At 29.3% G+C, this 12,838-nt stretch carries 10 protein-coding genes; all 10 read left to right on the top strand.

Going from position 1 to position 12,838, the window contains the following annotated elements:
* Window positions 1-62 precede the first annotated feature (62 nt).
* The 10 genes from pyrH to rimP all read left to right on the top strand — a co-directional run bounded on the left by pyrH (window position 63) and on the right by rimP (window position 12,829).
* Window positions 63-779 (top strand): UMP kinase, encoded by a 717-nt coding sequence (gene pyrH, locus I2A75_RS06215; RefSeq protein WP_195263615.1) that lies wholly within the window; start codon window positions 63-65, stop codon window positions 777-779.
* 9 nt (window positions 780-788) lie between these two features.
* Window positions 789-1,346 carry a ribosome recycling factor gene (frr, locus tag I2A75_RS06210; protein ID WP_195263614.1) on the top strand — a complete coding sequence of 186 codons (558 nt, stop codon included), beginning with the start codon at window positions 789-791 and terminating at the stop codon, window positions 1,344-1,346.
* Between the two features lie 55 nt (window positions 1,347-1,401).
* Window positions 1,402-2,163, top strand: coding sequence for an isoprenyl transferase (locus I2A75_RS06205; protein WP_195263613.1), 762 nt, complete (start codon window positions 1,402-1,404; stop codon window positions 2,161-2,163).
* Window positions 2,164-2,179: 16 nt separating this feature from the next.
* Window positions 2,180-2,974, top strand: a complete 795-nt coding sequence (locus I2A75_RS06200) for a phosphatidate cytidylyltransferase (protein ID WP_195263612.1) — start codon at window positions 2,180-2,182, stop codon at window positions 2,972-2,974.
* Window positions 2,975-3,350: 376 nt separating this feature from the next.
* Complete coding sequence (locus I2A75_RS06195) at window positions 3,351-4,307, top strand: AI-2E family transporter (protein WP_195263611.1); 957 nt, start codon at window positions 3,351-3,353, stop codon at window positions 4,305-4,307.
* Window positions 4,308-4,330: 23 nt separating this feature from the next.
* Window positions 4,331-5,491 (top strand): 1-deoxy-D-xylulose-5-phosphate reductoisomerase, encoded by a 1,161-nt coding sequence (gene dxr, locus I2A75_RS06190; protein WP_195263610.1) that lies wholly within the window; start codon window positions 4,331-4,333, stop codon window positions 5,489-5,491.
* 13 nt (window positions 5,492-5,504) lie between these two features.
* Window positions 5,505-6,524 (top strand): M50 family metallopeptidase, encoded by a 1,020-nt coding sequence (locus I2A75_RS06185; protein ID WP_195263609.1) that lies wholly within the window; start codon window positions 5,505-5,507, stop codon window positions 6,522-6,524.
* 13 nt (window positions 6,525-6,537) lie between these two features.
* Window positions 6,538-7,587 carry a flavodoxin-dependent (E)-4-hydroxy-3-methylbut-2-enyl-diphosphate synthase gene (gene ispG / locus I2A75_RS06180; RefSeq protein ID WP_195263608.1) on the top strand — a complete coding sequence of 350 codons (1,050 nt, stop codon included), beginning with the start codon at window positions 6,538-6,540 and terminating at the stop codon, window positions 7,585-7,587.
* Window positions 7,588-7,776: 189 nt separating this feature from the next.
* On the top strand, window positions 7,777-12,105 hold the full coding sequence (locus tag I2A75_RS06175) for a PolC-type DNA polymerase III (RefSeq protein WP_195263607.1): 4,329 nt from the start codon (window positions 7,777-7,779) through the stop codon (window positions 12,103-12,105).
* 265 nt (window positions 12,106-12,370) lie between these two features.
* Window positions 12,371-12,829, top strand: coding sequence for a ribosome maturation factor RimP (gene rimP / locus I2A75_RS06170; RefSeq protein ID WP_195263606.1), 459 nt, complete (start codon window positions 12,371-12,373; stop codon window positions 12,827-12,829).
* Window positions 12,830-12,838: the final 9 nt, after the last annotated feature.

Genomic DNA, 12,838 nt, shown 5'->3' with positions numbered 1-12,838 from the left:
GAGGACACATATGTGTTCTCTTTTTTTAGGAAGTAACCGAATAATATATGGAGGTACTAAGAATGGATAAATGTCAATATAAGAGAGTAATTCTAAAGGTTTCAGGAGAAGCTTTAGCAGGTGTAAATGGATTTGGATTTGATTTTGATATAATAAAAAGAATCACATTAGAAGTTAAAGACTTAGTAGAAATGGGAGTAGAAGTAGGATTAGTAGTAGGTGGAGGAAACATCTGGAGAGGAAGAAGTGGAGAAGGTATGGATAGATCACAAGCAGATCATATGGGAATGCTTGCTACATGTATAAATGCTTTAGCGCTTCAAGATTCACTTGAACAAAACGGAGTAATGACAAGAGTTCAAACAGCTATCGAAATGAAAGAAATTGCTGAACCATTTATAAGAAGAAGAGCAGTGAGGCATTTAGAAAAAGGTAGAGTAGTTATATTTGCAGCAGGAACAGGAAATCCATATTTCTCAACTGATACTACAGCAGCTTTAAGAGCAGCAGAAATTGAAGCTGATGTTATACTACTAGCTAAAAAAGTTGATGGTGTATATGATAAAGATCCATATAAGTACTCAGATGCTAAAAAATATGATACACTTACTTATATAGAAGTTCTTGAGAAGGGGTTACAAGTAATGGATTCAACTGCAACTTCTTTATGTATGGATAACAGTATTCCAATCTTAGTATTTGGATTAGAGGAACCAGGAAATATAAAAAGAGCTATTTCTGGTGAGAAAATAGGAACTTTAGTTTCATCTAAAAAATAGGAGGTTTTTATGATTAAGGATATTATTCAAAGAGCAGAAGAAAAAATGAACAAAACTATTTCTGTATTAAAATCTGATCTTTCAACTATGAGAGCCGGGAGGGCTAACCCAACAATGCTTGATAGAATACAAGTTGATTACTATGGTAGTCCATGTCCATTAAATCAAGTAGCTAATATTTCGGCACCAGAACCAAGAGTTTTAGTAATATCACCTTGGGAAAAAAGTTTAATGAAAGAAATAGAAAAAGCTATACTTACTTCAGATTTAGGAATAAATCCATCAAATGATGGTAGCGTAATCAGATTAGTAGTTCCAGAATTAACAGAAGAAACAAGAAAAAACCTTGTTAAAAATGTTAAAAAAACAGGTGAAGAAGCAAAGGTTGCTTTAAGATCTATAAGAAGAGAAGCTAATGATAAGATTAAAGCATTAAAGAAAGATGGAGAAATAACTGAAGATGAACTTAAAAATTCAGAAGAAAAAGTTCAAAAGGTAATAGATTCTTTCGTTAAAGAAGTAGATACAATAATTGTGGCAAAAGAAAAAGAGATTATGTCAATTTAAAACCTGCCTTTAGCAGGTTTTTTTCCATATTAGTAATGGTGGAGGGAACATAAATATGTTAGATATTTTTAAAACTAGTAGAAATAAAAAAAATAAAGAAGAAATAGTTTTAGATAAAGAAAATATACCTAAACATATAGCTATAATCATGGATGGAAATGGAAGATGGGCTAAGCAAAGAAAGCTTCCAAGAACTATGGGGCATAAAGCTGGTGTTGAAACTATAAGAAGAGTAATAAAAGAATCGCATATTTTAGGAATAAAATACCTTACGTTATATGCATTTTCAACTGAAAATTGGAAAAGACCAAATGAAGAAGTTTCTGCACTTATGAAATTGCTAGTTGAATATTTGAGAAGTGAATTAGCAGAATTAAATAGAAATGGTGTTGTAATCAAAGTTTTAGGGGATATTAACAAGTTACCTATTGATGCTCAAGAAGAAATTAATGAAGCAATAAATATAACTAAAGATAATAAAGGAATAGTTTTAAGTATAGCTTTCAATTATGGTGGGAGAGATGAGATAATAAGAGCAGTTAAAATGGTATCAGAAGATGCTAAAAAGGGAAATATAAATATAGATGATATTAATGATAAAATATTTGAAAGATATTTATATACTAATAATACACCAGATCCAGATTTGATTATAAGACCTTCAGGTGAACAAAGAATTAGTAATTTCCTGTTATGGCAATGTGCTTATTCAGAATTTTGGTACTCCAATGTATGTTGGCCAGATTTTAAAGAAGAACATTTACATAAAGCCATATATGATTATCAGCATAGAGACAGGAGATATGGTGGAGTATAATAGTTGAGGTGGAAATATGAAGTTAAATAGTAGATATTTGGGAGCGGCTATGATAGCTCCATTTATACTGTTTATTTTACTAGGTGGAATTTGGCTTAAGTCTTTTACAATAGTCATTTCAGTATGTGGTTTATATGAGTTTTATAAAGCATTAAAAGAAAAGAAGTTTAAGCCAGTACCTATAGTAGGATATGCACTTTTAGCAATTTTTTATTTAAGAGGAAATAATTTTGAGGAAATTATGTATATTATAGTTCTTGCAGCTATAGTTTTACTAATTATACCTATTATAAATTTAAAATATACATTTATTGATGTTTCAATAACTTTATTAGGTTTCTTATATATAGGTATGCTATTTAGCTTTATTCCTATAGTAAATAGTAAAACTGGTGGAGAATATTTAGTTTGGTTAATTTTCTTAGGATCTTGGGTTGCTGATACAACTGCATATTATGCAGGTAAGTATTTAGGAAAAAGAAAGATTTGTCCAGAGGTTAGCCCTAAAAAGACAGTTGCAGGATCAGTTGGGGGATTCTTAGGAAGTACTATTGGTTGTGGAATATATGGGTTGATAATTGTTAACTATGTTCCAGAGGTTTCAATAATTCATTTCTTTTTAATAGGTGCATTATGCGGAATAATGGGTCAATTCGGTGATTTAGTTGCATCATCTGTAAAAAGATATGTGGGGATTAAAGATTATAGTAACTTAATACCTGGACATGGTGGGATTTTAGATAGATTTGATTCTATATTATTTAATGCAGCTGTAGTTTTCTATTACCTAACTTTTATTGTGGGAATTTAGATTTAAATGATATAATATTAAATTTTTTAATAAATATAAATTATTAATTAAAGATGGTAGAGAAATTACTTCTCTACCTTTTTTTGTATTAAAAAAATTATATTACTAAATAGTAAGGTATGTATTAGAATCAAGATTAATATAATCATAGTATGTATGTTTTGATTAGTGATTTATGAATTCAAAGTATTGATATATTAAATGTTTGTATATATTAAGCCTAATAAAATATTGGATTAAAAACATATAGTATTTAAATTTTTTATATAAGTTGAAAAATATTAGGTTTACTTAAATACTTTTAATAATTATTTGGATATTTAAGTTGAATATAATTCAAGTACAACCTATATATGATATGTTAAGGAGCAATATTATGAAATTATACGATACTTATAGTAAAATAATAAATTTAGTAATTGCATTTATTATTATTTCGTTAATTACATTATTAATAAAAAACTATTTTCAACCTTTTATTATTGTTGTTATAATGATTTTAATAACTCAGCCATTATATAAATTTTTTATAAAAACTAACTTACCGAAATCTATGTGTGCAATCTTAAGTTTACTTATAATAAATATTTTTATGTTTGTTATAATATTTTATTTTGGAAATACAATTTTAAGTTTATTTTATAAGTTTTATAGAAATAATATGTCAGAAGTAGATGCATTTATTAAAAATATGAAAATACTTTTGAATTTTGACTTGAATAAAATGCTACAAACTTTAAGTGGTTTCTTTAGTAGTAATATGATAATGCAAGGTGCAATAGTAACTGGAGATGGAGTTATAGCATACTTTTTAGCTAATATTATAGATTATTTTATATTAGTTGATAAGAGTAAAATTTATGATTTATTAAAAAACATATTTCCAAATGAAGTTATAAATAATTTCATGGAGAAAATAAAAAATTTAAAAGAAGTTTTTAAAATAGAAGTAAGGTTAATAATATTAAGTGCTTTTATAATAACATTAGGATTTAAGATACTTGGAATACATAATAGTATTTTTTTAGGAAGTCTATGTGCAATTTTAGATATACTTCCTTTTGTTGGAACAACAATTGTTTTTATACCAATTATAATATACAATATTATAATGAAGAGGTATTTATTAATAATTGGATTAATTTCATTATATTTGTTAGAACGGTTTGTTAGGGAAATATTAGAGGCAAAATTTCTAAGTAGCAAATTAGAAATTCATCCATTAATAGTAATAGTATCGATTTATGTAGGGGTAAAAATGTTTGGATTTATTGGTATAATTGCAGGTCCAATTTACAGTATAATTGCAAAAGATATGATATACAGTAGTTAAATACTGAATTCGAGGAGGTAAGTATGAAAAACATTTCGATTTTAGGGGCTACAGGCTCAATAGGTACTCAAACTTTAGATGTAATAAGAAGTTCAAATAATGAAATTAAGCTTATAGGTGTAAGTGCTAATTCATCTGTTGAAAAGATTAAGGAAATAATAAATGAATTTAATCCTAAGTATGTGGCTATGATGGATGAGGAAAGTTCAAAAGTTATTAAACGTTATTGTTTAGATAACAATTTGAAGATAGAAGTCTATTCAGGAATAGAAGGTCTTGAAAAAATAGCTACATTGGAAGAAATAGATATGGTTTTAACTTCAGTAGTGGGTATGATTGGATTAAGACCAACTATAAAAGCTATTGAAGCAAAAAAAGATATAGCATTAGCTAATAAGGAAACTTTAGTTGTAGCTGGCGAGTTAGTTATGAAAAAAGCAAAAGAAATGGGAGTAGATATACTACCAGTAGATTCGGAACATAGTGCTATATTCCAAGCTTTAAATGGGTATACTGAAAATGATGTAAGTAAAATTATTTTAACAGCTTCAGGGGGACCATTTAGAGGAAAAGATAATGAATACTTAAAAAGTGTGACGGTAAATGATGCATTAAAACATCCAAAATGGAATATGGGGCAAAAAATATCTATAGATTCAGCAACACTTATGAATAAAGGACTTGAAGTTATTGAAGCACATTTTTTGTTTAATTGTTCATATGAAAATATAGAAGTAGTAGTGCACCCTCAAAGCATAATTCATTCAATGGTAGAGTATAATGATGCAAGTGTTATTGCTCAGTTAGGTTCAACGGATATGAAGTTACCTATACAATATGCAATTAATAAAAAAGAAAGAAAACATGCTATAGCAAAAAAACTTAATTTTTATGAAATTGGAGCATTAACTTTTGAAAAACCTGACTTAGAAACTTTCAAGTGTTTAAAGCTTGCTTATAAAGCTGGAAAAGAAGGAGGGTTAGCTCCATGTATATTAAATGGTGCTAATGAAGAAGCGGTATCTTTACTTTTAGAAGAAAAGATAAAGTTTTTACAAGTTTCAGAAATCATAGAAGAGGCTTTAGAACATTTTAAAGAAGAAAAATCAAAGGAAGTTAATTTAGAAAATGTAATTGAATTAGATAAGAAAGTAAGAGAATATATAAGGGTAAGATGGAATTAGGAGGAGAAATATATTGTATATAATCTATGCGTTATTGGGATTTAGTTTACTTATAATAGTCCATGAACTTGGTCATTTTGTAATGGCAAAGGTAAATGGAATAAAGGTTGAGGAATTTGCTATTGGAATGGGACCTAAAATACTTTCAACTCAAGGAAAAGAAACAAAATATTCAATAGGTTTGTTTCCTATTGGAGGATATGTTAAAATGATGGGAGAAGAAGAAGAGGTTCAAGATGAAAGGAGCTTTTCTTCGAAATCGCCTCTTAGAAGAATAAGTGTTATTATAGCTGGAGCAACTATGAATTTCTTATTTGCTATAATTATATTTACAGTATTTTTAAATAAGTTTGGATATAGTTTACCTAAGGTAAATAGCTTAATTGAAAATATGCCAGCAATGGAAGCTGGATTACAAGAAGGCGATACTTTCGTAAAGGTTAATGGAAGTAGAGTATTTTCAGCAGATGATTTAACTATAGGTATAAGTCTTGCAAAAAATAATCCAATTAACTTTTTAATTGAAAGAAATGGGGAGAAGAAGGAAGTTACTGTTACTCCAAAGTTGACAGAGGAAAATGGAAGGGAAAGATACATGATAGGCTTTGGATTCGAAAGAGTAGATAACCCTGGTATTGTACAAAGTTTTAACCAAAGCTTCAAAGAAACATTATCAGTAATTAGTCAAACTTATAAAAGTTTAAAGATGATGATTATGGGTGAAGTTAATTTTAAAACAGATGTAGGGGGACCGGTATCTATTATCAGAATGTCTAGTGAGGCCGCAAAAAATGGTATATGGAATCTTATGTATTTTGTAGCCTTTATAAGCATAAATTTAGCTGTATTTAACATGTTACCATTCCCAGCCTTAGATGGTGGGTGGACTGTAATATTATTAATAGAGCTTATTACAAGAAGAAAAGTACCAGATAAATTAGTTGGGGCAATGAACTATGTTGGAATAATGTTACTTTTTGGGCTTATGATTATAGTTACAATAAAAGATATATTATTCCCTATACAACTTTAGGAGAGGAAATAAAATGGAAAGAAAACAAACAAGAAAAGTTAAGGTTGGAAGTTGTTATATAGGAGGAGATGCTCCTGTATCTATTCAATCAATGACAAATACAGATACAAGAGATGTAGAAGCTACATTAGAACAAATAAATACTTTATATAAAGCAGGATGTGAAATAATAAGATGTGCAGTTCCTGATATGAAGGCGGCAGAGGCATTAAAGGAAATATGCCAAGGTTCACCAATTCCTGTAGTTGCAGATATACATTTTGATTATAAATTAGCTTTAGCAGCTATCGAAAATGGAGTATCTGCTTTAAGAATAAATCCAGGTAATATTGGAAGTATAGAAAAAGTTAAAATAGTTGCAGAAGCAGCAAAGGCTAAAAACTTACCAATTAGAATTGGCGTAAACTCAGGGTCTTTAGAAAAAGATATTTTAGAAAGAGATGGAAAGCCAACTGCAAAGGGGTTAGTTGAATCAGCTTTAAGACATGTTAAAATACTAGAAGAATTAGACTTTTATGATATAGTTATTTCAATAAAATCATCTGATGTTGTAATGATGATAGAAGCATATAGATTGATGAGTCAAAGTTGCAATTATCCTCTTCATTTAGGTGTAACTGAATCAGGAACACCTTTTAGGGGAACAATAAAATCAAGTATTGGACTTGGTACACTTTTAGCAGAAGGTATAGGCGATACTGTTAGAGTATCTTTAACTAGTGATCCGATTGAAGAAATAAAGGTTGCTAAGGAAATATTAAAAGCCTTAAAATTAAGAGAAAGCGGATTACAATTTATATCTTGTCCTACTTGCGGCAGAACTCAAATTAACCTTATTAAAATAGCACAAGAAGTTGAAAAAAAATTAGAAAGTATAAACAAAAATATTAAGGTTGCTGTAATGGGCTGTGCTGTTAATGGACCAGGAGAAGCAAGAGAAGCAGACATTGGAATTGCCGGTGGTAGAGGAGAAGGTTTAATCTTTAAAAAAGGTATAATTGTTAAAAAAGTAAAAGAAGAAGATTTAATTGAAGAGTTAATGAAAGAAATAGAAAATATGTAATTAAAATAATTGACAATGAATAATGAAAAATTAAGTTGGATAAATACTTAATTGACATTTTACATTGTCAATTATTTCGTTAATTATTATTTGCCAAATATTAATAAATATTTTACTCAACACTTCATAAAATATTAAACTATGCATTATCAATTAGATATGATCAAGTATACAGGAGGTGTTATTTATTTGAGTGAAGATGCTTTAAAACTTATAAAGAAAGAAATAAATAAGAATGAATCATTAGAAGATAAAGGAATAAATATAATAAAGTTTCAGTTTTTAAAGAAAAGCAATCTTCTAAAAGTTGTATTACGTGGAAAAGATGGTTTAAATAATCAAGAAGAAGATGAAGTTAAAAGGGCAATTAAGAAAACATTAGGAATTGATATAAATATAGAAGTCTTATTTTATAGGGATATATCAAACTTAACACTAAATGAGATAGTAGAAAAACATTGGCTTGAAGTTACAGAAGATGTAATGAAAAAAGCACCTTTATCTAAATCAGTACTTATTAAAGGAAAGAAGAGTGTTAATGGTAATACTATAAATATAGCTAGTGGATATGAGAAAATAAATGAGCATCTAAATACAAAAGATATTCCAAAGCAAATAGCATTAAAGATAGAAAGTATATTTGGAATAAAATCTAAAATAACTTTAGAGTATGATAGTAGCTTGGAAGTAGAAAGTAACTATACTGAAAAACTTGAAAAAGAAAAAGAAGTTTTAAAAGAAATCTTCAGTGGAAGAAATATTTCAGTGCAGTCTACAAGTAATCCAAGTGAAGAAAAACAAAATGCTAAGGCTAAGAAACCATATGAAAAAAGAGAATTCAAAAGAGAGCCTAAAAGTGAAAATAGCATTTTAGGAAGAGGTATAAGTCAAGAAGCTATACCAATTAAGGAAATTGATGAAACTTCAGGTGTTGTTGCTGTTATAGGGGAAGTATTTAAAACAGATATAGTTGAAACTAAAACAGGTAAAATTATATTAACTTTCTTTATTACAGACTATACAAGTTCAATAACTGTAAAATGCTTTTTAAAGCCACAAGAAACTGAAGAAGTATTAGAGAATGTTAAAAAAGGCTTATACTGTAAAGTGAGAGGAGAAGCAATTTACGATACATATGCTAGAGAAGTAGTAATAATGGGAAGAGATATCTTAAGAATGAGTAAGATAGAAAGAATGGATGGAGCTGAAGAAAAAAGAGTTGAGCTTCATTGTCATACAACCATGAGTGCTATGGATGGCGTTGTGTCAGCTACTAAAATAATAGAAAGAGCAGCAAAATGGGGTCATAAAGCTATCGCAATAACAGATCATGGTGTTGTTCAAGCTTTTCCAGATGCTCAAATTGCAGCTAAAAAGAATAAAATTAAGGTGCTATATGGAGTAGAAGGATATTTAGTTAATGATGGAATACCTATAGCATTAAATGATATGGGGCAAAGCTTTGATGATACTTTTATAGTATTTGATATAGAAACTACAGGATTTTCAGCTAAAAATGATAAGATAATAGAAATAGGAGCTGTGAAGATTAAGGGAAGAGAAGTAATAGATACATTTAGTGAATTTGTATATCCTAAATGTAGAATTCCTTATAAGATAACGGAACTTACTGGAATAACTGATGAAATGGTTCAAGATGCAGATCCTATAGAAGCTGTTTTACCTAAATTTATGGAGTTTATAGATGATTGTGCAGTGGTAGCTCATAACGCAGCATTTGATACAGGATTTATAAAAAAGAATTGTAATGACTTAGGTCTTGAATTTAATTCAACTATAGTAGATACAGTTCCTCTTGCAAGATTTTTATATCCTGAATTAAAAAGAGTAAAATTAAATTTAGTAGCTAAACATCTTGGAGTTTCACTTGAAAATCATCATAGAGCAGTTGATGATGCAAAGGCAACTGCAGAAATTTTCTTGATATCTATCAAAAAGATGGTAGAAGAATTAAATATGAATAGTCTTAATGATTTAAATAGGGAATTCCTTGAAAAAATGGATATTAAAAAGGAAAAGACATATCATATAATAATTTTTGCAAAGACTCAAGCAGGTATGAAGAACTTATATAAATTAGTATCTGAAGCTCATATAGATAATTTTCATAAGAATCCAAGGGTTAGAAAAAGTAAGCTTATGGAAATGAGAGAAGGGCTAATTATTGGTTCGGCTTGTGAAGCTGGAGAAGTATATAGAGCTGTTTTAGATGGAAAGTCAGATGAAGAACTAAAAGAAATCATGGGATTTTATGATTATTTAGAAATCCAGCCTATAGGGAATAATGAATATCTTATAAATAAAGGAAATGTAAAAGATGAAAACGAACTTAGAAGTTTAAATACTAAGATATATAATTTAGGTAAAGAACTTAATAAACCAGTAGTAGCAACAGGAGATGTACACTTTTTAGATCCACAAGATGAGGTTTTTAGAAGAATAATAATGGCAGGGCAAGGTTTCTCAGATTCAGAAAAACAGCCCCCTTTATATTTAAAAACTACTGAAGAAATGTTAAAAGAGTTTTCTTATTTAGGAGTAGATGTTGCAAAAGAAGTTGTAATAACTAATCCAGGAGAAATAGCAGATTCTATAGATGTTTTAAAGCCAATACCAGATGAAACATATCCACCTAAAATAGAAGGTGCAGATGATGAAATTAGAGAAATGACTATGAAAAAGGTACATTCAATTTATGGAGATCCACTGCCCGAAATAGTTCAAAAAAGATTAGATAAGGAATTAAACTCAATTATAAATAATGGGTATGCTGTGTTATATTTGATTGCCCAAAAACTAGTTGCAAAATCACTAGCAGATGGTTACTTAGTTGGATCAAGAGGATCTGTTGGATCATCTTTTGTTGCAACAATGTCAAATATAACAGAGGTTAATGGGTTACCTCCACATTACGTTTGCCCTAACTGTAAAAATTCGGAGTTCTTCTTAGATGGTTCTGTAAGCTCAGGTGCTGATTTAGAAGATAAGGATTGTCCGAAATGTGGAGCTAAATATATAAAAGATGGTCATGATATACCGTTTGAAACTTTCCTAGGATTTGAAGGTGATAAGGAACCTGATATAGATCTTAACTTTTCAGGTGATAACCAAGGAGAAATTCATAAATATACAGAAGTTTTGTTTGGTAAAGGATACGTATTTAAAGCAGGAACAATAGGTACTGTTGCTGAAAAAACAGCATATGGATATGTAAGAAAATATTTAGATGAAAGAGGGCTTAGAGCATCAAGTGCTGAAATTGAAAGATTAACTATTGGTTGCACAGGAATAAAAAGAACAACAGGACAGCATCCAGGTGGTATTATGGTTGTTCCAAGTGATAATGAAATTTATAATTTCACACCAATACAACGTCCTGCTGATGATCCAACATCAGATGTTACAACAACTCATTTTGATTATCACTCTATATCAGGAAGATTACTTAAGCTTGATATACTTGGACACGACGATCCAACTATGATAAGAATGCTTCAAGATTTAACAGGAGTAGACCCTAAGACAATACCTTTAAATGATAAAAAAGTTATTTCTTTATTTACTTCACCAGAAGCACTAGGAGTAACTAAGGAAGAACTAGGGTGTGAAGTTGGTAGTTATGGACTTCCGGAATTTGGTACAAAATTTGTTAGAGGAATGCTTGTAGATACTCAACCCAAAAGTTTCGCAGATTTAGTTAGAATATCTGGTCTTTCACATGGTACAGATGTATGGCTTAACAATGCACAGTACTTTATAAAAGAAGGATATACTACACTTAAAGACTGTATATCTACAAGAGATGATATCATGGTTTATCTAATGTATGCTGGAGTACCTCCTAAGATGGCGTTTACCATAATGGAAAGTGTAAGAAAAGGTAAGGGACTTACAGAAGAATTTGAAAAAACAATGAAGGAAAATAATGTTCCTGATTGGTATATAGAGTCATGTAAAAGAATAAAATACATGTTCCCTAAAGGGCATGCTGTTGCTTATGTAATGATGGCTGTAAGGATAGCTTACTTTAAGGTATATTATCCTGAAGCATATTATGCAACATATTTTACTGTAAGAGCAGATGATTTTGATGCAGACCTTATTTGTAAAGGACCAGGAGCAATAAAAGCAAAATTAGATGAACTTTACGAACTAGGAAATAAAGTTACAGCAAAAGATAAGGGATTAATTACTGTTTTAGAACTTTCCTATGAACTTTATGCAAGAGGACTCAAATTCTTAAAGGTAGATTTATATATATCAGAAGCAACAAAGTTTACAATTGAGAAGGATGGAATAAGACCTCCTATAAGTGCGCTTCAAGGAGTTGGAGATAACGCAGCAAAAAGTATAGTAGAAGCTAGAAAAGAAGGCGAATTTATATCTAAAGAGGATTTAAGAGTAAGATCAAAAGTTTCAAAAACTGTAATAGAAACATTGAGTAATCATGGGTGCCTTGAAGGAATGTCAGAAACGAATCAGTTATCCTTGTTTTAAATTAAGTATAAAAATAATATATATGGGGCAAGTAATTAATATAAGTAGCGTAACAATTTAATTACTACCCCTTGTATTAATTAGGAAATTATGATAGGATAATTAAAGAAGTAATTTACTAATAGCTAGAAAATGTGAGTGGGAGTGATAAATGCCCGCTCTTTCTATTTAATTGCAACTACAAATAGTTGCTTTTTTTATAGAGTAGTTAAGATTTAGTAAAGCTTTAAAATTTAAAAACTGAATATAGTAAAGGAGGGTTAATATGAAAGTTGATGCATTATTAGAAACTATTGATCAATTAGTAAGACCTATAGCTGAAGAACTTAATTATGAAATTTATCACATTGAGTATGTAAAAGAAAATGGAGATTATTATTTAAGAATATATATTGATAAAGATGGTGGTATAGCATTATCTGATTGTGAAGCATTGTCTAGAAGAGTAAGTGATGTCATGGATGAAAAAGATCCAATCAAAGATGCATACTTCTTGGAAGTTTCATCACCAGGATTAAATAGAGGACTATTTACAGATGAACACTTTAAAAAGCAAATAGGAAAAGAGATAATGGTTAAATTCACAAAATCATTAAATGGAAGAAAAAATTTAAAAGGTATATTAAAGGAAGTAAGTGATGATTCAGTTGTAGTTGAAGCTGATGAGTTAGTTACAATTCCAAAAGATAAAATAAAATTAGCCAATTTAGAAGGGGAAATATAATAAGGAGGA

Origin of the sequence: Clostridium sp. 1001275B_160808_H3, from assembly GCF_015550425.1 — a bacterium.
GTDB lineage: Bacteria > Bacillota > Clostridia > Clostridiales > Clostridiaceae > Clostridium.
This window is presented reverse-complemented; position numbering and strand designations above follow the sequence as displayed.

Coding starts and splice junctions, on each gene's coding strand:
- I2A75_RS06200 (WP_195263612.1), top strand. CDS start 2,180: ATGAAGTTAAATAGTAGATATTTGGGAGCGGCTATGATAGCTCCATTT.
- I2A75_RS06195 (WP_195263611.1), top strand. CDS start 3,351: ATGAAATTATACGATACTTATAGTAAAATAATAAATTTAGTAATTGCA.
- I2A75_RS06205 (WP_195263613.1), top strand. CDS start 1,402: ATGTTAGATATTTTTAAAACTAGTAGAAATAAAAAAAATAAAGAAGAA.
- dxr (WP_195263610.1), top strand. CDS start 4,331: ATGAAAAACATTTCGATTTTAGGGGCTACAGGCTCAATAGGTACTCAA.
- ispG (WP_195263608.1), top strand. CDS start 6,538: ATGGAAAGAAAACAAACAAGAAAAGTTAAGGTTGGAAGTTGTTATATA.
- frr (WP_195263614.1), top strand. CDS start 789: ATGATTAAGGATATTATTCAAAGAGCAGAAGAAAAAATGAACAAAACT.
- rimP (WP_195263606.1), top strand. CDS start 12,371: ATGAAAGTTGATGCATTATTAGAAACTATTGATCAATTAGTAAGACCT.
- pyrH (WP_195263615.1), top strand. CDS start 63: ATGGATAAATGTCAATATAAGAGAGTAATTCTAAAGGTTTCAGGAGAA.